Genomic DNA, 25178 nt, shown 5'->3' on the forward strand with positions numbered 1-25178 from the left:
TAAAACGTAATATTGTTCACTGCCATGCAGGCAGCTTAGAAAACTTGGTAAAATGTAGACCCAATCTCACCAGTGTTCACTGCCATGCAGGCAGCTTAGAAACCTCAGTGTTTGCCATCGTTTGTTCGATATGAGTTCACTGCCATGCAGGCAGCTTAGAAATAGCATGAACACTGAATATCAGTGGCCTTATGGTTCACTGCCATGCAGGCAGCTTAGAAAATAATCCCTTGCTGCATTCCAGACGGTCTATTGTTCACTGCCATGCAGGCAGCTTAGAAATGAGTAAGCAAATCATCACGATAATCATAGAAGTTCACTGCCATGCAGGCAGCTTAGAAATTGTTCAGATAGCGGAAGCAATCGGCATGAATGTTCACTGCCATGCAGGCAGCTTAGAAAGTAGGCATGTAAGCCGACATACATTTGCTTAAGTTCACTGCCATGCAGGCAGCTTAGAAAAGATGAAATGTCATTCACCTATAATAGTCCTTGTTCACTGCCATGCAGGCAGCTTAGAAAAGTTCCGTCACATATTAAAGAAGGCAAATATAGTTCACTGCCATGCAGGCAGCTTAGAAAACTTGGCTGCTTCTAAATCTTCCAGTGTTCCCCGTTCACTGCCATGCAGGCAGCTTAGAAAATATTGAGCAAATCCACCTCAAACGTTTCTTTGTTCACTGCCATGCAGGCAGCTTAGAAACGCAGAAGTTGAAGTAATAACGCAAGTATATTGTTCACTGCCATGCAGGCAGCTTAGAAAGCAGGAAGGCAAGCCTAGCAATAACGCAATACGTTCACTGCCATGCAGGCAGCTTAGAAAATATACCTCTCGAGCCATCGACAGCCATACTTGTTCACTGCCATGCAGGCAGCTTAGAAAGAGAGGGGCAATCATTACCTGAATCGCTTTGTGTTCACTGCCATGCAGGCAGCTTAGAAAGTTAACGATAATCATAACGTCACTATGTATCTGTTCACTGCCATGCAGGCAGCTTAGAAAATTTATCGACAAAGTGAATGATTATATTAATGGTTCACTGCCATGCAGGCAGCTTAGAAACATCAACGGGGTTCATATCTTCAAAAGCACGCGTTCACTGCCATGCAGGCAGCTTAGAAAACAAGGTGTTTATGAGGCAGTCGCAACAAACTGTTCACTGCCATACAGGCAGCTAAAAAACAGCCAAGGAGTTATTTTTACTGGATATTCTGTGAAACCCCTCGCAAATTTGGCTTTAGTGATAATTTAAGGCTTGTTTCATTGGTTAAAGCTTATTCTAATAAGATTGATTCAAAAAACTTATTATTTAAGGAAGAATTCAACTGCTTATGGATGACTTTTCACCTAGTGACTTAAAAACCATCTTACATTCCAAGCGCGCTAACATGTATTACTTAGAGCATTGTCGAGTGATGCAAAAAGATGGTCGAGTGTTGTATTTCACAGAGGCAAAAAATGAAAACCTCTATTTCAATATCCCTATTGCAAATACAACAGTTTTGTTACTTGGTACAGGAACATCAATTACCCAAGCCGCAATGAGAATGTTATCTCAAGCGGGGGTACTAGTTGGGTTTTGTGGGGGTGGTGGTACACCTCTGTATATGTCTACAGAAGTAGAATGGATGACACCACAAGGCGAATATCGGCCAACGGAATATTTACAAAGCTGGTTATCGTTTTGGTTTAATGATGAAAAAAGGTTAGCCGCGGCTAAGGTATTACAACAGTCGCGTATCACATACCTACAGAAAGTTTGGCAAAGCTCTCGTGAATTACAGAATGAAGGGTTTGTATACCAAGACAGCACGATTCAATCCGCATTAAAGGCCTTCCATAATCGCACTATCGCTGCTCAAGATACACAAGAACTACTGCTTACAGAAGCTCAGTTAACTAAAACCTTGTATAAATACGCAGCTAATAATACAGGGCAAAAAAATTTCACTCGTCAACACCAAGCTGTTGATAAAGCGAATTCTTTTTTAAACCATGGTAATTATCTGGCTTATGGGTTAGCCGCAAGTTGCCTATGGGTACTGGGTATTCCCCATGGTTTTGCAGTAATGCATGGTAAAACTCGTCGTGGCGCTTTAGTCTTTGATATCGCAGATTTAATTAAAGATGCGGTTGTTTTACCGTGGGCATTTATTTGCGGTAAAGAGGGGGCAACAGAGCAAGAGTTTCGCCAGCAAATATTGCAATCATTTGTTGACCATCAATCCCTTGATTTTATGTTCGATGTAGTTAAATCTTTGGCATTACAACAAAACGAGGCACAACAACAGGTTACTCAGCTATGATGGTAACCTTTATTTCTCAGTGTGAAAAGCACGCGTTAAAGCGGACTCGGCGGGTACTAGATGCATTTGCTAACCGAATTGGTGATAACACATGGCAAACCTTGATCACCCAAGAAGGGTTGCATACAGTACAAAAATTACTGCGCCGCAGCGCCAGTCGCAATACAGCTGTAAGCTGCCATTGGATACGTTCTCGCTCTCGCAGCCAATTATTATGGGTAGTGGGAAGAAAAAACAAATTCAATGAACAAGGTTATGTTCCAGTGAACCGAACAGAAAAATCCTTACTGGGTAGTGAGCAAGGAAATGATTGGAAGTATTTGCCGTTAATTAATGGATTTGTTCGTTTAGCCGCTTTGTTACATGACTGGGGAAAAGCCTCACAATTGTTTCAAGATAAATTAAACCCCGTGTCAAACATGCGTTTTAAAGGCGACCCGCTGCGCCACGAATGGGTATCGTCACTGCTATTTAGTGCATTGGTAAAAAGCCAGAAAGAACCGAATAGTGACGAAAATTGGTTGGATGCATTAATCACTTCATCATGGCATGAGCAACAATTACAGTCGTGGATGAAGGAAAAAAATCAACTGGAAAAACCACTAAACCAGCTACCTGATGCAGCTTCATTGCTGGTTTGGTTGATTGTTTCCCATCACAGGTTACCCTTTTTGGCTAATAAAACAGAGCGTCTACAATATGCAGATCAACCCTGTAACTCATTAGCTCAATTATTAGATATTGTTGATAAACAATGGGGATACCAAAATCTCTATGATGCTTCAGAATATGCGCAACGCATTCAGCAATGCTTTGAATTCCCTCATGGCTTATTAAGTGAGTCAAAAGTTTGGCGTCAAGCCCTAAGTCAAGCGGCAGAACACCTTAAACACCAACTTCCGTTATTTGATGAAGCGCTAAGCAATGGTTGCTGGCGATTAGTTGCTGAACAAGCACGCTTGTGCTTGATGCTGGGAGATCACAATTACTCCTCAAAGGAGGCAGACCCAACATGGCAATCAAATATGGCGTTATATGCCAATACCCAGCGCGTGAATGGGCAAACTGCATACAAGCAACGGCTTGATGAACACTTGGTTAATGTGGCTAATATTGCGGCAAATATTACGGAGTACTTGCCATTCTTTGTCATAGAACCCCCTGTAGCGAGTGATATTAACTTACTGAAACAGCATAAAAATGCCTCAGGGCAATTTAGTTGGCAGGAAGATGTGGTTAATACCATTGAGCAATATCGAGAACAGCAACAAGATAAAACGGAAGGGTATTTTGTTGTCAATATGGCAAGTACGGGCTGCGGTAAGACGGTTGCCAACGCTAAAATTATGCAAGCGTTATCGGAGGATAAACAAAGCTTGCGGTTTATTCTTGCGTTGGGCCTCAGAGCTCTCACATTGCAAACAGGGGATGAGTATCGTACTCGCTTAGGCATAAAAGATGACAACCTTGCAGTATTAATTGGCTCTAAAGCCGTTTTAGACCTTCATCAAGAAGATAAACAAAAAACAATTCAACAAGAGCTCCAATTAGCAGAATTTGGTTCTGAGTCCCAAGACCGCCTTTTTGATGATGAAGGGCTTGAATTAAATTGGTCAGAAGAAAAATGGCAAGGTAGTTTACCAGAAGAAGAGTTGGCTACTGTATTGACGCGGCCTAAAGATAGAGCTTTGCTTTATGCCCCTATTTTAGCTTGTACCATTGACCATATTATGGGGGCGACGGAAACCCTGCGAGGTGGTCGCTATATTCTTCCCTATCTTCGATTAATGTCATCTGACTTAGTTATTGATGAAATTGATGATTTTACAGGGAATGACCCCGTAGCTATTGGGCGGCTTGTTTATCTCGCAGGGGCCTTGGGGCGTAAAGTTATGATTTCATCAGCCACTATCCCCCCAACACTTGCTGTTTTTTATTTTAATGCTTACCAACAAGGTTGGCATATTCATGCGCTCAGCCATCAAAAATCCTTAAAAGTCGGTTGTGTTTGGGTGGATGAGGGGCAGTATGATGAGAAAAAAGATAAATGCATACATGCATGCCAAATCGCAACCATTACCACAGCCGATGATGAATTAACGGTCAGTCATTATCGCCAGTACCATAACAATTTTATAGAAAAACGTGTAAAGGCATTGCGGGCGCTGGTTGCTCGCCGAAAAGCCTTTATCTTGCCGATACAAAAAGAACAAGGTAAAGACTTACAAACTCAGTATTTTGCTCACATTCAGCAAGCTATTCTTAGATTGCATCAGGCTCACGCCTATTCTGAGAGGGAAACCCAGTTGCAAGTTTCCTTTGGGGTTGTGCGTGTTGCTAATATTCCAGTTTGTGTTGCATTGACTCACTATTTACTGGCGGCACAATGGCCTGAAGAGGTGGAAATTCGTACTATGGCCTACCATAGCCAACAGGTACTACTTTTACGTCATGAGCAAGAAAAACACCTTGATGGCGTATTGAAACGTAAGGAAAAAGAAGGAGAGCAGCCTGAAGCATTCCAAAACCCTATTGTTAGGCAGCATTTAGACCAAGCCCACCGAAATGGGAAAGCTAAACATCTTATTTTTATTTTAGTGGCAACACCGGTGGAGGAAGTCGGGCGTGATCATGACTTTGATTGGGCCGTTATTGAACCTTCATCTTACCGCTCAATCGTACAGATGGCGGGGCGGGTTCGTCGGCACCGTGCGGGTGAAGTGGCGAGCCCTAACATCGCTTTACTGCAATATAACTGGGTCGCTTTTCAAGGGAATAATCAACGAGATGCATTTTCCAAACCAGGTTATGAAAATCGCAATCTAAACCTTAGCTTATCAACTTATAACCTATCTGAGCTGGTGGATGAATCACAGCTACTTAAATCTGTTGATGCCATTCCTAGAATACAGCCCATTACAGGTTGGAAAACTCAGCAAACAACTAATTTAGCCTGTTTAGAACATGCATCAATCGAACGGCTGATGGGCGATGTATCCACCGCTAAGCCTGCTAAGGCAGCCGTAAGAACACGCTCTACATTTTTATCAAGCGCAGTACTTCCTAAAAACCGCCCGACCACGCTATGGGGGTATACCAGTGGGGGGTGGTGGATGACGGCACTTCCTCAGCAGTTTGCGTCATTTAGGGAAAGTGAACCGACCAAACGGGTATCCTTAATCTTATCAGCAAAAAATAGACTTCACTTTTGTGAGTACGACAAAGACAGTGGTTGGGTTACGAAGGAGGATGAGTATGGAATTGGTTTTCAACCACTTGCCGAACCATTAAAACAGCGCTTATGGCTCATCCGAGACTATCAGCAATCATTGGCGAGCCGAGAAAATGAATATCAGCAAGCAGAGCAGCTTTCAAAACGGTATGGCGAAATTAGTTTCTTACCGCGTAAAAGTAGCGGAGTTTTTTACCACTATAACGACCAAATGGGGCTCAGCACATTTAAGGTTTTTGAATAGAAACTTAAGTCACAAGGACCATTTACTATGTTAGATCCAGCAATAGAGGCTTTCTTTACAGAGCGTAAAGAAAGTTGGCTTAAAAAAAATGTAAAAGCGTCGATGAGTGAAGGGGAAATACAGCAACTGCAGCAGAAATGTGATGCTATTTTATCATTGGCTCAGTGGTTGCCGAGTGCTGCGAAGCGGGCGGGGCAAATTTCATTATCCACGCATCCTTGTACCTTTAGTCATCCAAGCTCTAGAAAAAACAAAAACGGGTATGTCACCCCAATATTAGCGAGGGCAGAGCACACAAATGATGGCTTGCTCCGAACAGGGAATGTCATGGTTGAGACGGATGCATTGGGTAATGCGGCAGCGCTTGATGTATATAAATTTCTCACACTTGAATTGCAAGATAACCGAACGTTGTTGGCCCATATTAAGGATGAAACACCGTTAGCTAAAGACATACTTAATCAAGGGGATGAAGAGTATCATTTACTCAGGGATGGTTTTCTTGCCATGGCGGCGGCAGATAAAACCGTGATCACTAGCTCAAAAATAAAACAAGTTTACTTTCCTGTGTGGTTGGAGGATAACGAATACCATTTATTATCTCCACTGACCCCATCCGGTTTGGTTTTTGAACTACGCAAACGTATTGATACAATTCGATTTTCTGAGCAAACTAAGGCACTGCGTGATTTAAAACGCAAGGGGGAATTTAGCCAGGTTGGCTATAAAGAAATTTATGGGTTAACCACTATTGGCTATGGGGGAACTAAGCCCCAAAATATTTCCGTGCTTAATAATCAAAATGCAGGGAAAGCCCATTTATTGCCGTCATTACCCCCCCAAATAGCTCAGCGTAAGCGGCGTTTACCTACTTATGACTTCTTTACCAATACTGTAAACCCTTGGCAAGTTAAAGAAACGTTAGAAGCATTTCATGGTTTGATCTCCCTACCGAAAGCGCAGCGTGGTAGCCGTTTTATTGAATATCGTGATAGGCGTATCCAAGAATATGTAGACTACATTATGTTGACCATGTGGGAGGTCAGGCGTGGGTTTGAACAGAATAACATTCAATTACCCACTCAATTAGCAAAAGTACAGCAAATTTGGCTGTTTCCAGACCAACAACAGCGTAATAACTCGGATGAATGGCTAGAGGGAATTATTACTCTTATTGCTCAGCAATTTATGCGTCATTACAAAAAAGTGTTAGGGAAAAAAGCCATTGCTTTAGGTAACGATGAGCTAGCGGCTATCGCGCAGGTTATCGCCATTAATAAGGAGCTGTTACGATGAGCTCAACCTACATACTCAAGCTTCCTCATATCAAAATCCAAAATGCCAATGCGTTATCTAGCCCTTATACCATTGGCTTTCCAGCCATGACGGCTTGGCTCGGTTTTATGCATGCCCTAGAGCGTAAATTGCGGGCTGATGGCCACTTGGATATTGTGTTTGATTCTATTGCTGTTATTAGTCACGCGTGTGATTTACAAACCTATCGCGGGCCGAATGATTATGTTAACTCCATTGTAGGTACTGCAAACCCATTGAATAGTGACGGTACGCGTTCCGCATTTATTGAAGAGGCCCGTTGTCATTTAGACGTGTCATTACTTATCAGATATGGCGTGAATGACGGTGGTAAGACTAAAGCACTCCCTACACAATCGCCTATTTTAGAGGTCATTTACGACTTAATACAGACGATGAAGCTCGCTGGTGGCGACATTCTTTCATTAGGTAAACCAACAGCACATATTCTGCAATCAGATGAGGTAGACGGGGAATCAAGGCAGGGGCTGCTAAATAGCGTAATGCCCGGTTATGCGCTAATAGAACGCAGGGATTTAATGATTCGAGCGATGGAAGATGGGCAAGATGCTATGGATGCTTTGTTGGACTATGTGGTGGTAGAGAATAATTGCGTCGAATGGGGCAACGAAAATGAGGGGAAATCGCAATTTGAATGGCGTGCTCAACGTAAAGTGGCAGGTTGGGTTGTACCTATTGCTACCGGATATCAAGGGGTTTCGCCACTTGCCCAGGCAAAAAATCAGCGAGATTTAGACGTACCTCACCGGTTCGCAGAAAGTGTTGTGACGCTCGGTGAGTTTATTTTGGCAAACCGCGCTAACAATATTAATGAAATATTGTGGCAATACGGTTATGACGAACCTAATAACCTTTATTTATGCCAACAAGTGGCATCTAAATTTATTTCGAGTGGAGAATAAGTAATGGCGAAGAATAATGATGTTGCATCTGTTTTAGCATTTGAAAAAAAATTGGTTCCATCTGATGGTTATTTTTATGGTACTTGTTGGGAAAATAAATCGCATTTTACCCCTTTATCATTACAAGAAAAATCGGTACGGGGTACTATTTCCAATCGCTTAAAAGGTGCGGTAAAAAATGATCCTTTAAAGCTAAACTCTGAGGTGGAAAAAGCCAACTTACAAACAGTCGATGCCTGTGCGTTAGGAACTGAGCAAGATACTTTAGTTCATCAATTCACCTTAAAAATACTTGGTGGAGTTGAGACACCTTCTGCGTGTAATAACGTGTTATTTAAAAAAGGTTATGTGAAAGCAGCAAAAGGTTATATTGAAAAAGAAGGCTTTCGTGAATTAGGTTATCGTTATGCGCAGAATGTCGCTAATGGGCGCTTTTTATGGCGTAACCGAGTAGGTGCCGAACATATCGAAGTGGTTGTCAAAGTACTTAATAAAGGGCAATCAATGGAATGGGTTTTTGACGCCACACAATATAGTATTCACCAATTTGATACTCAAGATGAAAAAGTGGCTCAGTTAGGTGAGAAAATTGCTACCGCTTTAGCTCACCCTCAAGGTGCATTATTATTAGAAATTACCACTTACTCTCAACTAGGCAAAGCACAAGAAGTTTACCCAAGTGAAGAGCTGGTGATGGATAAAGGCAAAGGGGATAAAAGCAAAATTTTATATCATGTGAATGGGCATGCTGCGATGCATTCACAAAAAATTGGTAATGCTTTGCGCTCCATTGACACGTGGTACCCCGCGTATGGAACTGAAAGTGGTGCAGGGGCTATCGCAATTGAGCCTTATGGCGCAGTGACGAATTTAGGTACCGCTTTTCGAACGCCAAAAGATAACCAAGACTTCTATACCCTATTCGATAAATGGGCTCGCGGTGAAAAATTATCACGTATTGAAGATGAGCATTATGTGATGGCAGTTTTAGTGCGTGGCGGTGTGTTTGGTGAAAGTGATAAATAAGGTGAAATATGAATTATTATCAGGAGGTCACTTTATTACCTGACTCAACCGTTTCAGTGGATTTTTTGTGGCAGAAAGTTTACCAGCAAATTCATATTGCGCTGGCAGATAACCAAACGGCTGAAGGCCAAAGCGCTATTGCTGTTGCATTTCCTGAATATGGTAGCGTTGGTTTTCGCTTAGGTAGAAAAATCCGTTTGCATGCTAAAACACCAGAGGAACTTGAGCAGCTAAATTTACCGAAGTGGTTAGCAAGGTTAATGGATTACGCTCATATTAAATCTATTCAAACCGTGCCAGAGCAAAGTGTTCCTGTCAGTTATATTCGACGACATGTAAAAGGCCAAAACCGGATAGAGGCCGATATGCAGCAAAAGGCACGTTTATGGTCTGAAAAATCAGGTCAGTCAGTGGCGCAGTGCTTGGAAGTGTTATCTAAAAGTCGGCCGAAAGCCAATAATCGTTTACCGTTTATTTGGGTTACAAGTTTACATGCAAAGAATGAGAAAACAGGAAGCCGGCCTTTTCCACTCTTTATTGAAAAAGTGATAGCAACACAAATGCAAGCTGGGATGTTTAATTGCTATGGTTTAAGCCAGCTTTCAAATGACCAAACGTTGGTTGCAACGGTTCCTCATTTTTAACCATTATTTTTTGTTCTTTAAAAAATAACTTTTAAATCAGTATGTTATAATTATTCATAAATTAAAGGGTATTTTATAATAAATACCCTTAACTAATTGTTATAGCATGATTATTATATTAAATTGCATAGTTCACTGCCGTATAGGCAGCTTAGAAAAATACCGAGGCGTTAGCTGCCGATGTGATTATGTTCACTGCCGTATAGGCAGCTTAGAAAATATACTCAGTAACCGAAGTAGGGTGGTTTCTGTTCACTGCCGTATAGGCAGCTTAGAAAATTTAGCTGCACGAATATTTAACGGCACACCGGTTCACTGCCGTATAGGCAGCTTAGAAAAGCTCGAGAGTTGGCCGTTATATAGATCGTTGTGTTCACTGCCGTATAGGCAGCTTAGAAAATCCGATAAGAGAATAAAGTACACACCCAATAGTTCACTGCCGTATAGGCAGCTTAGAAATGGTAATCGCTGAGGAGGAACAACCCCTTCGGGTTCACTGCCGTATAGGCAGCTTAGAAAGCACACTCTAAAGAGATAAAAACAATAAAGCCGTTCACTGCCGTATAGGCAGCTTAGAAATCCGGCAATACTGTGTGATACCTATCGCAACCGTTCACTGCCGTATAGGCAGCTTAGAAAATACCCTGTAAATATTGCATATTGGATAAACGGTTCACTGCCGTATAGGCAGCTTAGAAAATATCAAAATCCAGTGGTGGGATGATGATATCGTTCACTGCCGTATAGGCAGCTTAGAAAGAAGATTTAATTTCCCTTGGCAATATCAATCAGTTCACTGCCGTATAGGCAGCTTAGAAAACTTTCGGATTAAGCTGTCGTGCTTTTTCCATGTTCACTGCCGTATAGGCAGCTTAGAAAACTAAATGCCAGTAGGCAGGAGTTTTAAAATGGTTCACTGCCGTATAGGCAGCTCAGAAAAGTGGATTAAAGAGCTTAATTTATCAACTTAAGTTTACTGCCATATAGGCAGTTTAGAGAAGAATATTAAAGAATAGATATCTAGATTCTCTAATTGGTGAAAAAAATAAATGTGAGTTAAAGCTAGTTTTTTGTGAAATAAGTAGTTATACCATCTTTATCTTAAGTTAAATTTAATATCAAATATAATACGTATCTATCATTCGATAGCTTAGAAATGAAATATAGAACGGGTATTATATTACTGCCACAAAGGCAGATTTTGATTAGAGATAAATACCTGAAAAATAGACCGGGTAACCAGATAATAATAGGGATAACTAGGAGGGGTTATGAGCTTTGAGTTTGAAATAAATTGTTATTGGTTTTCAATCATCATTCGATTTTATAAATGATTTTATAAACCTGCATTTAATTAAAAAAATACAAACATCACGACTCAAATAAACAAATTAAACATCAATGACAATTGCTCAAAAGCTTGGTGGATAAGGCGTTCAGTATATCGGGGAAGGATGGAGATAATTACCCCTAGCATACTGATACCTATAGTTAAGGTGAGGGGGAAACCCACCACAAATACGGACAGTTGTGGGGTCATACGGTTTAGGATACCGAGCGCAAGGTTGAGAATTAAAAACAATGTAATAAAAGGCAGCGCTAACATTAACCCATTAATAAATAAGGTATTGGCAAATTGAACAAATACCCAAAAACCGTCTCTATTCAGTGGGGCTGTTTGAATGGGGATCAATTCAAATGAATTGACGATAATATAAATTAACCATAAATGGCCATCGAAGGCGAGAAACAATAAAATAGTAATCACATTGAAGATGCGCCCTAAAATAGGCATATTGGGCCCACCAGTTGGGTCAAAAAAGGTCGCGAAAGATAACCCCATTTGCAAACCAATGACTTCTCCTGCATGGCGAACCGCGGCAAAGGCGATTTGCATGGTTAAACCCATCGCCACACCAATCACAATCTGTTGCACAATGACCCATAACCCCATTGCAGAAAATAGGGGAATATTTACCACGGGAAGTTGCGGGGAAACAATCAACACGACAAAAAAAGCAAGGGCAACTCGAACCTTGGTAATGGCTTGTTTTTCATTAAAAAAGGGCGCTGTTCCGAGCAGCGCCAAAAGGCGTATGAAAGGGTAAAAACCTTGGCTCAACCAGAGCGTGAGCGTTTCACTGGTAATGGTTAACATTGTTAGCCAATAATAAAGGGTAAATTACTAAGCAACGTTCGCATATAGTCGGTTAGTAGGTTGAGCATCCAAGGCCCCGCAATGATGATCACTGAAATGACTGACAAAATTTTAGGGATAAAAGATAAGGTCATTTCGTTAACCTGTGTTGCGGCTTGCAGTAAGCTAATAATCAACCCTGCGGCTAGTGCCGCCAGTAATAATGGAGCCGCTAGCATTAAGGCAATTTTCATTGCTTCAGTGCCCATTGCCATGACAGATTCAGGTGTCATCGTTACTCCTAATTAAAAAAGCTTTGCGATAATGAACCAAGTAATAATTGCCAGCCATCGACTAATACAAACAGCATTAATTTAAAGGGAAGTGAAACGGTTGCCGGTGGAACCATCATCATCCCTAAGGCCATTAACACGCTAGCAACAACCAAGTCTATGATTAAAAATGGAATAAAAATGGTAAAGCCGATTTGGAATGCCGTTTTTAATTCACTGGTGATAAATGCGGGAACGAGGATCCGTAAAGGAACATCCTTCGCCTCTTGAATCTCCCCCACTTTGGCAATACGAGCAAAAAGCGCTAAATCGGATTCGCGAGTTTGCCCTAACATAAAGGTCCTTAACGGGGCAGTCCCTTTTTCTAATGCGACTTCAAGGCTGATTTTATCTTCGCTAAAGGGTTGGTATGCTTCACGATAAACTTGGTCGGCAACGGGGGACATAACGAAAAAGGTCAAAAACAACGCTAAACCTAATAATACTTGGTTTGGTGGTGCAGAGGGTGTCCCTAAGGCATTTCGTAATAAACCGAGAACAATAATGATGCGTGTAAAACTGGTCATCATTAAGAGTAAGGCGGGTATAAAGCCTAACAGGGTTAAAAATAGTAAGGTTTGAACGGGTAATGACCAAGTTTGGCCTCCATCGGCTAAACTATGGCTGATAACGGCAGGGAGTGCTGCTGATGCAGAACTTGGCAATGCAAATAGAAGCACAGCAATCATCAGTAGGGATTTACGTGGTAACATGTGTGCTTCCAATTACTTATACAAAGGTGTTACTGATGCCGCATGATCCGCCGCATCTTGTTTTTTCTTTAATACGGATTGGAACGTAAGGGGCTCAATAACTGAAGATACAGTGGTTTTATTTTGTGCAGGGTATTGATGTAACAGGCTAATATTTTGAGCTGTCACACCTAATACTAAACACTCATTATTGACTTCAACCACGACAACCCGTTCTTTATTGCCTAATGAGCAACTGCTTGTCACTTTCACAATTTGCTCTTTCCCCATTTTCTTCGGGGCAAAACCCAATTTTTTAACCAACCAAGCGCCAATCAGAATCAATAAAATAATGACCCCCAATGAGCCTGAAATTTGCGTTAAGCTATTACTATGGTCGATAGCTGGCGCATTCAATTCACTGGAAGGAACGCTAGTTGACAAAAAAGGCACGGATGCTGGTGCCTGTTCAGCTTGGTTGGTTATTGCCATTTTCAGTGACTCATATTGTCTATTAACGGCTTAAGCGGCGCATACGTTCGGATGGCGTAATGATATCTGTAATGCGAATACCATAATTATCTGAAACGACGACGACTTCCCCTTGAGCGATTAAATAACCGTTAATTAAAATGTCTAATGGCTCGCCAGCTAAACCATCGAGAGAAACGACAGAGCCTTGAGACAAACTGAGTAATTTTTTGATGGTCATTTTAGTACGCCCTAGCTCAACGGATAGGCGAACTGGGATATCCATAATCATATCGATGTCGGACAACTGATTTAATGGATTCTGCCCATCAAGGTTATCAAAAGCCTGTGCACCAGCTGAGGCGGATTCCGCTTTTTTTTGCTGTTCCAGCGCTTCAGCCCATAGGTCTTCACTAGCGTGATTGGTTGATGCATCAGGAGAGTTCTTCGCCTCACTCATTGGTACTTTCCTCATCTAGAGTGTTTAAAACAGGGTTAATCAAATGTTCTACACGCAACGCATATTGGCCATTTTGAGTTCCGTATTGACTGGTTAGTACAGGAACGCCATCAACATTGACAATGAGGCGGTCAGGCTTCTCAATAGGGAGCACATCCCCTTTTTGCAGTTGCAGTAAGCGAGAAATTCGCATTGGAATGTCAACAAAATTGGCAACCAATTCAAGTTCAGAACGTTTTACTTGTGTGACGAGATTTGTCACCCAAGTTTCATTTTCTTGGTGCCCTTGTTCCATTGGTGGGTTAATTAAACGCTCACGCAATGGTTCAATCATGGCAATGGGAATACAAATACTAAATTCACCAACCGTATTGCCTATCTCAACTAAAAATGGCGTGGTTACCACAATGTCATTTGGTGATGTGGTGATATTAGTAAATTTAACTTGGATTTCGGAGCGTACATACTCCACTTCTATATCCGCTATTGGTCTCCAAGCATCGCGATAAGCCCCTAATGCTAACTTCAACATTCGGTTAATAATCCGTTGCTCAGTATTGGTAAATTCTTTACCTTCCTGACGAACAGGAAAACGACCGTCTCCCCCAAATAGATTATCAACCGCGATATAAACGAGAGCAGGCTCAAAGGTAAAGAGCGCAGTGCCCCGCAATGGTGGCATGTGAATTAAATTTAGGTTGGTTGGTACTGGTAAGTTACGAGCAAACTCATGATAAGGTTCAATTTTAATTCCGCCCACCGTGATATCCGGACTACGGCGTAACATATTGAATAACCCCATACGGAATTGGCGCGCAAAACGTTCGTTAATGATTTCAAGAGACTGCATTCGCTCCCTGATGACCCGACGTTGCGTATTTGGGTCGTAAGGGCGAATATTATCTTTTCCTTGATTCTCTGGCACCGGCGTATCGTTTGAAGGCGCATCATCATTAAGAAGCGCATCAATTTCAGCCTGAGATAAAATATTATCGCTCATGAATATTACCGCAGAATAAAAGTAGTAAATAACACATCAGAAATATCCTGATCGGTATCCCCCGGGATCAGGGTAGGGGTGAGTGTTTGCTTAATGTCTTTCATTAGCTGCAACTTGCCTTCATGAACTTCAATATTTTTTGATTTTTGTTCTGATAGTAATAGTAGTAAGCGACTACGTACTTCAGGGAGATATTCATGAAGTTGTTTACGAGATTTTTCATTTGCAAGTCGCAAGGTTATATGAATATAGAGCACACGATCAGGGCCATTATCAGCACCGGCTAAATTCACGGTAAATGGCTCTAACTCCATAAAAATGGGTTGTGGCATGTTCGGACGTTTTTCTTCTTCACTAGCCGTTTGAGTGTTTTGCTGTGTCGTCCACCAGGTGTAACCACCAAAACCAGCCCCTGCTAAGGCAATAAGGGCAAGCAGAATGATCAACCCTTTATGAGAACTTTTTGATTCTTTGCGTGACGACATGTTAGCTGAATTCCTGTTTCTTGGATGCTAAACCCAAATGGGTTTTTTACTTTATGATCTCTAGCATTATCGCTTGATTGCTAAGAGTTAAAGGAGTGAAAAACGAAACAAAAAGGCGGTAACTCGGCGCTTTAGTTAGGAAATTACCGCATTTCGTTTACTTATTATGCAAAAGTGTTAATCCCACCTTGCCTAGATACCGACTTTTGAGCGGCAACAGAAGCATTCGCTTCACTGATACCAACGGCACTGGCCGTTGCATGAGTAGCTTGAATATGGCCATCATGTTGATGCGTGTTGTGCTGTTGATTATCTGATGAGTTACCCAAGTTATCTTGCCCCACAGAGCCTTGAGCTAAGTGAATGCCACTTTCTTGTAGCGCATTACGTAATACAGGCATCATGGACTCCATCGCGGCGCGAACATGGCTGTGAGGCGAAACAAAGTGCATGACGGCTTGGTTATCTTCAATGCGTAAATGCACATTGAGTGAGCCTAACTCTTCAGGATGTAAGCGAATTTGCGCCTGAGAAACACCTTGTCGGGAGAAAAATAACATGTGTTGGCTTAACTGTTGTTGCCAAGCTTCGCTGCCTAATTGGCTAGTGAGATGCAAGGTTGGCGCTGCGGTCGGAGCGTTCATTGCAGCGGTTTGTGCGACAGAGGTTGTTGGCATCATGCTAATTGGTTGAGTTGATGTCTGGTGTGTTGTAGCCGTGGTAAAGGCACTCGTTTCGCTTTGTGTGACAAAAGCACCTTTCCCGTTTGAACCAAGCATATCAGCCGAAAAAGTGGGTAGGCCAGACTGCGGCTCTTTATCGCTCACTTTTTTATTTAATGGCATAAAATCCGCTGTCAGGTTTTTACTACGAACGTCACGTTGATTATCTAAAGGTAAAAGGGGCTGATCGCGACGCTCATCCTTTTCGTTTTTAATAAACGCCGTTATTGCCGGTTTATCTTCTTGTTCATCAAGCACTAATTGGCTCTTATCTAGCAGTTTGTCACTAGTTAGTGTGATATCTTCAAGGTCACCATTTAGTTGCTGCATCTTTTGGTTAAACGCGCCTAACTTAGGGAGCGACTCAGCGGCAAGTTGCCCATTAGCTGATGGATGTATTTGACTAGAAAGCGATAACTTTAAATTATTGAGCCAAGGTTGTTCGCTTGAATTCTCCCCGACTAACAGCTCAGATTGTAGAGCGGTTTGTACGCCGTCACCTCTAAGATTGCGGGTGAAATTAAGCTGCTCAAGGGTGTTCTCACCATGAGTGGGTGTTTTGCTTGCCGGGGACGCGCTTGTTTTATCTGAAACCGCTAACTTATCGGCGACAATTTCTTTATTCAGCGCTTGTTCATCAACGGCCGTGTTTACAGCCGTATTTTTGGGCGCGGGTTGTTGGTTATCAAGTAGCGCTTGAAATGGTAATGCGGGAGCTTGGTTTTCGTCATCCTTGGGGCCATTTTGCTGTTCATTAGCACTTTTTATGGTCTTTGCTGGCGGTGCAACAGGTACGATAGTCGCGTTGATGTCCATTTATTGTGGTCTCCGTAAAGTCGCTCGTTGGGCAAATTCATCCATTTGTTTTTGCTCTATACGATTTTGACGTTGATGTTCGGTGTGTTCAGCGCGTTGTATCAAAGTATCAAACGCATTGACTCGTTGTTGTTTTTCTTGCCAATGACGATTAGCCTCATCCACTTTTTGTTCCCACAAATTAAGTTGTTGCTGCTGTTGTTCAATGGTTAGCTCTAACGTGACGAGAAATTGCTGGTAATTTTGCCATTTATCGGAGGCCATTCCGCTGTGCAATGTCTGGTTTAATGTTTGCCGATATTCGGTTTGATAATTCTCCAGCATGGTTAATTGTTGCGCCATTTGTGTATGAGTTTGGCGTACTTGCGCTAACACCTTTGCTGCCTCTTCGGAGGCTTCTACGGCTAAACTGAGTAATGTCGTTAAGGCATTGTTATTGGCCATTTATCCCCTCGTTACTCGCTAGGTACCACTTGCTGTAATTGCTCGCAAGCAGTTTGGTAATCACAACGTTCATCAATATCTTGCTGTAAAAACTTAGACATACGTGGGTAATATTGAATTGCAGTATCCAGCATTGGGTCACTTCCCATTGCATAAGCCCCCACGTTGATTAAATCGCGGTTGCGTTGATAGCTAGAGGTGAGTTGTTTAAAACGCTGAATTTTTCGGTAATGTTCTTTTGGGATCAGTTCAGTCATTGCACGGCTAATGGACGCTTCAATGTCAATAGCTGGGTAGTGCCCTGACTCTGCTAAAGAACGAGAAAGCACAATGTGACCATCAAGGATGGCGCGAGCAGAATCTGCGATCGGGTCTTGCTGGTCATCGCCTTCTGTTAATACGGTATAAAAAGCGGTGATCGAGCCGCCATTCTTGCCATTACCTGCGCGCTCAACGAGTGCGGGTAGCTTGGCAAAAACAGAAGGGGGGTAGCCTTTCGTTGCTGGTGGTTCACCGACGGCTAAGGCGATTTCGCGTTGAGCCATACTGTAGCGAGTAAGGGAATCCATGATCAGCAACACGCTGAGGCCTTGATCGCGGAAATATTCGGCGATACGCGTGGCATAAGATGCACCTTGCATACGTAAGAGGGGGGAAACATCAGCAGGTGCAGCAACCACCACTGCACGTTTTAAACCGTCAGTGCCTAAAATATTTTCAATAAAATCTTTAACTTCACGGCCACGTTCCCCAATCAGCCCAACGACGATGATATCGGCTTGGGTAAAGCGTGCCATCATGCCAAGTAATACACTTTTCCCTACGCCTGAGCCAGCAAACAGGCCCATGCGTTGCCCTCTACCCACAGTCAATAACGCGTTGATTGCTCGTACACCGACATCGAGCACACTACTGATTGGTGTGCGTTCAAGAGGATTAATGGGGGGTGTGATTAATGGGGCTCGCGTTTTAACTTCGAGTGGGCCTTTGCCATCTAATGGGGTGCCTTGTGCATCAAGCACTCGCCCTAATAGTTCATTACCAATAGGGAGTAAGCGGCTGGTTTGCCCGTCATCCCCCGTTGATTGAGCATAGACACGAGCACCTGGGGAGATACCTTCGAGGTCGGCTAATGGCATCAACAACATTCTAGGCCCACTAAAACCGACGACTTCACACACAACTTCGTCTGTACCGCCATTAATGGAGCGTTCAATAAAGCAGGTTGCCCCTAAGGGCATTTTAATCCCCTCGGCTTCCATGACTAAGCCCGTAATTTTTGTTAGGCGGCCATAACGGCGTACCATCGGAATGCCTTTCATCCGCGATTCAAAATCGTCAAGCGAGGCAATCCAGCGTCCCAAACGTGCGGTCATGTAAAGCTCTCCGGTGCATATAAACGGCACAATTCTTGCCAACGTGTTGCGACGGTCATATCGATTTCGCCATCTTCAGCGACCACACGACAACCCCCAATATGCAGCTTAGGGTCTGCGACTAACCGCCAACCATTCAGATTTAAGAGTGAACCAAGGTGCTGTTCAATCAACTCAAAATGATTGGGGTTAACATGTAATTCTGGTTGACCCGCAAAAATAGGTTTTTGCTGTAATAAGTTACTGATTTCCTCAAGTAATGCAGTACCATCACATACAGTAGATTGACCCAACACTTGTTTTGCAGCGGTTAATGCAATTTGTAGCAGCTTTGTGGTAACAACCGTATCAAAGGTATCAAGAGAATAATTGAACTCAGATAACAATTTTTGCCATGTCTCAATGACGGGTTGTTGCAAAGCAAGTGCTTGCTCACGCCCTTGCTCTTCGCCAGCACGTAAACCTTGTTCAAACCCGGCTTGATAACCCTCTTTTTGGCCTTGTTCATAGCCTTGCTGATAACCTGTACGCTGCGCATCTTCTTTTATGTTATCGAGCAAGTTGATTTGCTCTAAGACTTCTTTCGGCTCTAAGCATGGCACTTTTGGTGCGTCTGGCTCAGGAGCTTCATTTAAAGTTGAATTAAGATCCCATTGGTTAAGCTCACGCAGTTGCCAAGGCTGCCATTGGTCGTTAGGCGTTGTTGAATTAGACATACACATCGTCTCCACCACCGATGGCGATTTCGCCTTTTTCTACTAAACGACGAACGATAAGCAGGATCGCTTTTTGCTCGTTTTCCACTTGGGACATGCGAACCGGTGAACGCGATTCCAAGTCGTCGCGAACAATTTCGGCAGCGCGAACCGCCATATTGTTGAGGAAGTGGTCGCGCAGGGCTTGATTGCTGCCTTTGAGAGCAATGACCAGTGAGTCGGTTGACACTTCTTGCAAAATACGTTGGATACTGCGGTTGTCCACTTCGATAAGGTTTTCGAACAGGAACATTTCATCAATAATGCGTTGAGCCAATTCGCCATCGTAATCCCGCATTGCATCGATAACGCTTTCTTCTTGTTGGCTTTTCATTAAGTTGATAATTTCTGCTGCTGTTCTTACGCCACCCATTTTGCTGCGTTTGAGGTTTTGGCCGTCCAATAAGTTGTTTAAGACTTCGGTCAGTTCCGCTAGGGCTGCAGGTTGCACTCCACCAAAAGTAGCGATACGTAGCATAATGTCATTGCGTTGGCGCTCTTCAAATAATTCAAGTACGTCCGCAGCGAGGTTACGTTTCAAGTGAACTAAAATTGTGGCGATAATCTGTGGATGTTCATCACGAATAATATCGGCAACGGTTTGTGGCTCCATGTAGTTGAGGCTTTCGATACCTGAGGTGGTTTCTTGTTTTTCAAAGATATCTTCAAGTAAGCTAGCTGCGCGTTCCTCACCCAACGCTTTGACCAGTACCGAACGCAGGTAATCATTTGTGTTGATATTTAAGGCCGCGAATTGAATTGCTGACTCTTCAAATTCAGTTAGCACTTCCGCAAGTTCGTTATTGGAGATTTGGCGCATGTTAGACACCGCCATACTCAATTGTTGAACTTCTTTAGGGTTTAGATGCTTAAATACTTCCGCAGCCTGATCTTCACCGAGTGTCATTAACATTACGGCACTTTTTTCTGTTCCACTTAAACTCATAGGGATTTTCCTAACCACTGACGGATAACCATTGCCACGACTTGTGGGTCTTTCTCTGCCATTTCACGTATACGTTGGCTTTGGATCTCTGCACTAACACGCTGGCGAGTAAGACGGCGGCGTGTTTGCTCATCCATGTCTTCGTTTATTTCTTCATCTACCACGAACGGTGCTTTTGCCTGAGTTGCGACAAAAATTTCAGCATCAACTTGGGCTTGTTGTGTTTTACGATATTTAACCCATTGAGGTTTGATACCGAAGCGCCACATAAACCAAGCAATGAGGGTGATGAGCAATATTTTTCCGTAATCCAAAAGTTGTGTAATCAACTGTGGATTGGACAGTAATGATGGCTCTACTTCAACAGGCGTATCATCAGTAAATAAGGAGTTAGTGATGTTGATTGAGTCTCCTCGTGCTGAAGAAAAGCCCATCGCTTCTCGTGTTAACGCTTCAATTTGCTGTAGCATCTCTGGCGGCAATGGTTTCATTTCTGGCCCATTTTCGCCTTCTTGTGAATGGTAATTAACAATAACTGCGACCGAGAGCCTATCAACGACGCCAATTTGCCGTTGAGTATGGCTAATTTTGCGATCTACTTCGTAATTTGTGGTTTCATCGCTTTGCGAGTTAGTCGTGTTATTACGGTTATTGGTGGTTTGCTGTGCGTCTTTATTGTCTTTGTTAGTTTCAATTGGCGCATTCGGTGCGCTAACCGGTTGATTCGACAATGCCCCCGGGACACCGCCCGTGCCGCCATTATTGTTTTGCATACTTTGGCTGTTCTGGCGGGAACGAATAGCGGCGCTATCCGGTGTTTGGTTCGGCTTATATTCTTCGGAGGTTTGCTCAACCTTGGAGAAATCCATTTGCGCGGTGACTTGTGCATGAATATTGGCACGCCCAACTAATGGTGACAAAATATCTTCAATGCGTTGTTTGAGATGAGATTCCATCTCTTTGGTCATCTTAATTTGTGCGCTATTAGCTGATTGCTGGCTGTTATCATTATTTGTGAGCAAGCGTCCCGCTTGGTCGACTATAATTACATTACTTGCAGTTAATCCTGTTACGCTACTTGAGACCATATGCACAATGGCGCTAATTTGCCCTTCGTCGAGCATTCTTCCAGGTAATAAACCTACCGTGACAGAAGCTGTAGGCAACTTTTGCTCACGGACAAATAGTGTCGGTTTTGGGATTGCTAAATGTACACGCGCACTTTGCACGGGGCTCAACGATTCGATAGTGCGAGATAATTCACCCTCTAAAGCACGCTGGTAGTTAATTTGTTCACTAAATTGGCTAATACCAAACTGTTCTTTATCTAATAATTCAAAGCCAGTATTCCCCCCTTTAGGTAAACCAGATTGGGCGAGCTTCAAACGTAATTCATGCACTTTATCTGCAGGAACTAAAATGGCGCTACCATTATCAGCGATTTGATATGGCACATTCATCTGAGTTAATTGGCTGACAATATCGCCACCATCTTTAGCACTAAGATTACTAAGAAGTACGCGATAGTCAGGACTGCGTAACCAGAGAAGTAGGGCAACAATAATTGAAACAGCTGCAGCCGCCGCAATCATTAACGGTATTTTAGGATCAGCTTTAATACGATCAACTATTGAGGCAAAACCCTTTTTGGCCTCCCCCGTGTCTTTAGATGCGGCACTCATAAATATTCCCTGCTTGGCAGACTACTAGACGGATGAAAATACTTTTGGTGAAACAATGTTATTTCCCTCTTCGTAACGTCACTTTTTCACTTTGCTATTATTTATTGTTTTGTAGGGTTCTAATGACGGAATCAGCCTATAATTTAGGTGTTATTTATCGGCTTCAAGTTAAAAAGGGTGTGGTAGGGTAAGCTTGCTAAATAAATTTGTGACAAAAATTCACACTATATAAGAAGAGAATAAAATGACAGTTCAAGCGATTGAAGGAGTTGTATCACAATTAAATGTTGTGGCAACTCAGGCAACGAACCCAACAAAACCTATAATAGAACCCGTCGGTTTTGCTGATCATCTGGTCGCCTCTGTGAATCAAATAAATAAAACACGTAATGATTCTGCTAAGCAAGTTGAAAACTTTACGTTGGGAAAACAAGATATTTCTTTGAATGATGTGATGGTTGATATGCAAAAAGCGAGTTTAAGCCTCCAAATGGGCATACAAGTCAGAAATAAGCTGGTGGCTGCATACCAAGAAATTATGTCAATGCCAGTGTGATTTAATTACCTGCTTTAATATTATGAATTTATTGCCTTGTCATTGCTTCCTTGGGGCAGTGATGGGGCATTTCTATTCAAAATATCAATTTAGCTGGCATCATTTTCAGTTATCCACACTATATATATTATTAACCATTCAAGCTCTCCTTTAGGTTGAAGAGTTGATTTTATTGTTATGGCTAGGCAATTAAAATATGGGGTTCATGGTGTACTTACGTTTAGGGTTACACGTAATTTGTATTTATCAATATTCATGCTTACCTCTGGATGTGGGAAACCATTACTTATCGATTGATAACAATTATTTATTCTGTTTAAATGATTGCATTCTGATTTGTATAGGTGTTATTTATGGAAGCTTCATTTGTTGCTATTCAATTTTTCGGGCAATTATTCCCTACGCATCCTTTCACGTTAGCTGAAAGTGTTGGGAAAGCGGTTTCCATTATTATGTTTATACATTAGTGTTGGTGCGGTGGGTTACTTGTGCTTGATAGCGTTTTGATTTTTGGCTGTCATCACAACCATTCTAGTGAGCTTATCGAGGGCATTTTTACGGCTCCCAGCGTTAACAGCCTGAGTGATTTGTCGGTTTATATCTTTATTAATGCCTTTTAATTTTTCCTGAATGGGCCTCTTTCACGTGCTTGTCCGTTAGCCATGTGATTAGTCTCGCTCCATTTCCATAACCTTCATTAAAGTTTCCATTATCACTGACTTTCTTTTCCAAAAGATTTGCGTTCTATTATCCATCTACCAAAACCTCATGAAGAAATAGATAGGGCGTTTAGTGATATGCCACAAGTATGACAAGTGACCATAATAAATATATATTGTCAGGCTAATAAAGAATATAGAGAGATTGATAATGAATACTTTGGATAAATTAAAAACTAAATACCCAAATGCATCGGTATGGTCATTCGGTGATAGCCCCGAACTTGCTGATGAGTTAGTTGCTCTTGTAGTTAATGGGCGTAAAACCGCGTCATGTAGTTCATTGAAATCCTATTTATCTGAAGATTTAATTAAAATTGGTGGCATCAATATTATCCTTAATGGGGCTAAAGAGCCTAAGTGTGTGATACGGACAACAGCATTAAAACTAATTAAGTTTAATGAAGTTACTGAAGAGTTTGCGAGGAAAGAAGGTGAGGGTGATTTAAGCTTAGATTTTTGGAGAGCGGGTCATAAGGGCTTTTTTACTCGAGAAGGCTGTTTTTCTGATGATATGGAGCTAGTTGCTGAAGAGTTTGAGCTAATTGAAGTCATTTAAAAAACTTACAAGGCCCGCTTACAGTGGGTTTTTATTGGATGGAATATAAAATAAACATATTTATCCTATGCGCCGTAAACCCTGGTCATTAAACTTCTCTTATAAAGTTAGTTATTTAATGGTTAGTATAATAAAGTTTGCTATCTCTAAATATTTGTGGTCTAATTCGTTCACTGGTTTGGAAGTACAGGCCTATTTATGCTAGTCAGTTTTAAGATGTTCACCATTAAGCGCTATCTCAGATACCTCTTCATTGCGAATTCCTTCTAATTAATTCCCATAAGTAAAAATACCAAACAAACCGCACATATGCCTTATGGCAAAATTAAAAAATTAAAGGAAATTCTATGTCTAATACAATGACTGGTTCAGTAAAATGGTTTAACGATGATAAAGGTTTTGGTTTTATTACTCCTGCTGATGGCAGTAAAGATGTGTTTGTTCACTTCTCTGCAATCCAGAGCGATAACTTCAAATCTTTAGCTGAAGGCCAACAAGTTTCATTTACCATTGAAAATGGTATGAAAGGTCCAGCTGCTGCAAATGTAGTTGCGCTTTAAGGGCACAATAAAAATTTATTTTTATTTTAAATGTCCTTGCTGTAGCGGCTCACAATATCGGACTTCACAGTTTGATATTTCAATAAGTAATCCACATGGTGCAAAATGTATTTTTTGCAAAAGTGCGATGAAAGCTCAAGCTAATTAGCTGCTAGTTAGGTCAATATTTAAAACCTCGCCAAGTGCGGGGTTTTTTGACATTAACAGGTTAGGTTTTTACGATAACTTATTATATGGCGATTAAATCCCAATAATATATATGCATGATCTTCAGATAATTAATAAAATAATAACCCTATTCATATTATAAAGGCTACATTAAGTAGCCTTTAGTGACGCTAATTCAGCCTGCCTTGGGTCACTATTGAGCCGCTCTTTGTATCGCTTCGCCTCCAGCCTCGACATCTTCACCGACGCCTTTGGTGGTATTACAGGCTGTTAAAGAGAATATAACCGCGATTGAGCATACGAATAAACTGATCTTTTTTAACATATCTTCTTCCTCTCGTTGTAAAAAAACACAAGTCATCAGATAGTGCTTGTTTAATTATAGCAGAATATCAACAGTGTCATTTTTCGCTTATTTTGCCGATGTAAATAAATGAGTATTTCAGGAAATAAAAAGAACCCTGCAATTGGGTTAAGGGATCGCAGGGTATCAAGGTTTAAATACACTAGACTGTCTTATTAGTATGCTATCGAGAGTAATTTATTGCTTGGTTCTATGTACTCAGTGTTTTTAACATTCTTCAGCTGAGAATATTAATGTATAGTTA

The 25178-nt window shown here is 41.9% G+C and carries 23 protein-coding genes, 1 pseudogene and 2 CRISPR repeat arrays (1 of these 26 only partly in view); of the genes and pseudogenes, 10 read left to right on the plus strand and 14 right to left on the minus strand.

The features are described from left to right. Window positions 1–1183: direct repeats of the CRISPR family, unit length 28 nt; unit sequence GTTCACTGCCATGCAGGCAGCTTAGAAA; it begins 107 nt to the left of the window's first position. Between the two features lie 149 nt (window positions 1184–1332). From cas1f to cas6f, 6 genes are read left to right on the plus strand one after another with little or no spacing between them, the layout of a single operon-like run. Beyond that, complete coding sequence (gene cas1f, locus P3L56_RS07855; RefSeq protein WP_042844257.1) at window positions 1333–2307, plus strand: type I-F CRISPR-associated endonuclease Cas1f; 975 nt, start codon at window positions 1333–1335, stop codon at window positions 2305–2307. Beyond that, window positions 2304–5783: a type I-F CRISPR-associated helicase Cas3f gene (cas3f, locus tag P3L56_RS07860; RefSeq protein ID WP_272686207.1), complete on the plus strand. Its 3480-nt coding sequence runs from the start codon at window positions 2304–2306 to the stop codon at window positions 5781–5783. Before cas1f ends, cas3f begins: the two co-directional genes overlap by 4 nt. A gap of 27 nt (window positions 5784–5810) precedes the next feature. Next, window positions 5811–7079 carry a type I-F CRISPR-associated protein Csy1 gene (gene csy1, locus P3L56_RS07865; RefSeq protein ID WP_210831506.1) on the plus strand — a complete coding sequence of 423 codons (1269 nt, stop codon included), beginning with the start codon at window positions 5811–5813 and terminating at the stop codon, window positions 7077–7079. Then, a complete protein-coding gene (csy2, locus tag P3L56_RS07870) occupies window positions 7076–8020 on the plus strand; it encodes a type I-F CRISPR-associated protein Csy2 (RefSeq protein ID WP_166685257.1) in 945 nt (314 codons plus the stop codon). The genes csy1 and csy2 overlap by 4 nt, the downstream gene beginning before the upstream one ends. Window positions 8021–8023: 3 nt before the next feature. After that, window positions 8024–9046: a type I-F CRISPR-associated protein Csy3 gene (gene csy3 / locus P3L56_RS07875; RefSeq protein WP_210831505.1), complete on the plus strand. Its 1023-nt coding sequence runs from the start codon at window positions 8024–8026 to the stop codon at window positions 9044–9046. Between the two features lie 8 nt (window positions 9047–9054). Beyond that, the gene (cas6f, locus tag P3L56_RS07880) at window positions 9055–9690 is read left to right on the plus strand and encodes a type I-F CRISPR-associated endoribonuclease Cas6/Csy4 (protein WP_166685259.1); all 636 of its coding nucleotides are present in this window, start codon (window positions 9055–9057) and stop codon (window positions 9688–9690) included. Between the two features lie 130 nt (window positions 9691–9820). After that, window positions 9821–10689: a CRISPR direct-repeat array (repeat unit 28 nt; unit sequence GTTCACTGCCGTATAGGCAGCTTAGAAA). A 379-nt stretch (window positions 10690–11068) separates the two neighbouring features. Here cas6f and fliR read toward each other — a convergent pair. The 13 genes from fliR to fliF all read right to left on the minus strand — a co-directional run bounded on the left by fliR (window position 11069) and on the right by fliF (window position 22008). After that, window positions 11069–11848: a flagellar biosynthetic protein FliR gene (gene fliR / locus P3L56_RS07885; RefSeq protein ID WP_042844251.1), complete on the minus strand. Its 780-nt coding sequence runs from the start codon at window positions 11846–11848 to the stop codon at window positions 11069–11071. A 2-nt stretch (window positions 11849–11850) separates the two neighbouring features. Next, window positions 11851–12120 (minus strand): flagellar biosynthesis protein FliQ, encoded by a 270-nt coding sequence (gene fliQ, locus P3L56_RS07890; protein WP_042844250.1) that lies wholly within the window; start codon window positions 12118–12120, stop codon window positions 11851–11853. Window positions 12121–12128: 8 nt separating this feature from the next. Continuing rightward, a complete protein-coding gene (fliP, locus tag P3L56_RS07895) occupies window positions 12129–12848 on the minus strand; it encodes a flagellar type III secretion system pore protein FliP (protein WP_173424801.1) in 720 nt (239 codons plus the stop codon). 36 nt (window positions 12849–12884) lie between these two features. Continuing rightward, window positions 12885–13343 carry a flagellar biosynthetic protein FliO gene (fliO, locus tag P3L56_RS07900; protein ID WP_129465773.1) on the minus strand — a complete coding sequence of 153 codons (459 nt, stop codon included), beginning with the start codon at window positions 13341–13343 and terminating at the stop codon, window positions 12885–12887. A 22-nt stretch (window positions 13344–13365) separates the two neighbouring features. After that, a complete protein-coding gene (fliN, locus tag P3L56_RS07905) occupies window positions 13366–13782 on the minus strand; it encodes a flagellar motor switch protein FliN (RefSeq protein WP_042844248.1) in 417 nt (138 codons plus the stop codon). Then, complete coding sequence (fliM, locus tag P3L56_RS07910; protein ID WP_042844246.1) at window positions 13775–14782, minus strand: flagellar motor switch protein FliM; 1008 nt, start codon at window positions 14780–14782, stop codon at window positions 13775–13777. The genes fliN and fliM overlap by 8 nt, the downstream gene beginning before the upstream one ends. Window positions 14783–14787: 5 nt before the next feature. Then, the gene (gene fliL / locus P3L56_RS07915; protein WP_042844245.1) at window positions 14788–15267 is read right to left on the minus strand and encodes a flagellar basal body-associated protein FliL; all 480 of its coding nucleotides are present in this window, start codon (window positions 15265–15267) and stop codon (window positions 14788–14790) included. Window positions 15268–15431: 164 nt separating this feature from the next. Next, window positions 15432–16805, minus strand: a complete 1374-nt coding sequence (locus P3L56_RS07920; protein WP_210831492.1) for a flagellar hook-length control protein FliK — start codon at window positions 16803–16805, stop codon at window positions 15432–15434. Then, window positions 16806–17249 (minus strand): flagellar export protein FliJ, encoded by a 444-nt coding sequence (fliJ, locus tag P3L56_RS07925; protein WP_042844242.1) that lies wholly within the window; start codon window positions 17247–17249, stop codon window positions 16806–16808. It lies immediately after the preceding gene. Window positions 17250–17260: 11 nt separating this feature from the next. Continuing rightward, entirely contained in the window at window positions 17261–18625 is a 1365-nt protein-coding gene (fliI, locus tag P3L56_RS07930) for a flagellar protein export ATPase FliI (RefSeq protein ID WP_048606797.1), read from the minus strand. Then, entirely contained in the window at window positions 18622–19341 is a 720-nt protein-coding gene (gene fliH, locus P3L56_RS07935; protein ID WP_042844240.1) for a flagellar assembly protein FliH, read from the minus strand. The genes fliI and fliH overlap by 4 nt, the downstream gene beginning before the upstream one ends. Next, window positions 19334–20326, minus strand: coding sequence for a flagellar motor switch protein FliG (gene fliG / locus P3L56_RS07940; protein ID WP_042844239.1), 993 nt, complete (start codon window positions 20324–20326; stop codon window positions 19334–19336). Before fliG ends, fliH begins: the two co-directional genes overlap by 8 nt. Continuing rightward, window positions 20323–22008, minus strand: coding sequence for a flagellar basal-body MS-ring/collar protein FliF (gene fliF / locus P3L56_RS07945; protein ID WP_131679923.1), 1686 nt, complete (start codon window positions 22006–22008; stop codon window positions 20323–20325). Before fliF ends, fliG begins: the two co-directional genes overlap by 4 nt. 244 nt (window positions 22009–22252) lie before the next feature. Here fliF and fliE point away from each other — a divergent pair, with 244 nt between their 5' ends. The 4 genes and pseudogenes from fliE to P3L56_RS07965 form a co-directional block, all read left to right on the plus strand. Next, on the plus strand, window positions 22253–22564 hold the full coding sequence (fliE, locus tag P3L56_RS07950) for a flagellar hook-basal body complex protein FliE (RefSeq protein WP_042844236.1): 312 nt from the start codon (window positions 22253–22255) through the stop codon (window positions 22562–22564). A gap of 870 nt (window positions 22565–23434) precedes the next feature. Next, the gene (locus P3L56_RS07955) at window positions 23435–23842 is read left to right on the plus strand and encodes an ASCH domain-containing protein (RefSeq protein WP_131679924.1); all 408 of its coding nucleotides are present in this window, start codon (window positions 23435–23437) and stop codon (window positions 23840–23842) included. A gap of 347 nt (window positions 23843–24189) precedes the next feature. Further along, window positions 24190–24402, plus strand: coding sequence for an RNA chaperone/antiterminator CspA (gene cspA, locus P3L56_RS07960; protein WP_042844225.1), 213 nt, complete (start codon window positions 24190–24192; stop codon window positions 24400–24402). Window positions 24403–24409: 7 nt separating this feature from the next. After that, a pseudogene (locus P3L56_RS07965) lies at window positions 24410–24532 on the plus strand (cold-shock protein); the annotation flags it as partial. A 231-nt stretch (window positions 24533–24763) separates the two neighbouring features. Here the strand turns inward: P3L56_RS07965 and P3L56_RS07970 are convergent. Continuing rightward, window positions 24764–24895, minus strand: a complete 132-nt coding sequence (locus P3L56_RS07970) for an entericidin A/B family lipoprotein (protein WP_048606810.1) — start codon at window positions 24893–24895, stop codon at window positions 24764–24766. Window positions 24896–25178: the final 283 nt, after the last annotated feature.

It is taken from the genome of Providencia sp. PROV024 (assembly GCF_032709665.1).
GTDB lineage: Bacteria > Pseudomonadota > Gammaproteobacteria > Enterobacterales > Enterobacteriaceae > Providencia > Providencia huashanensis.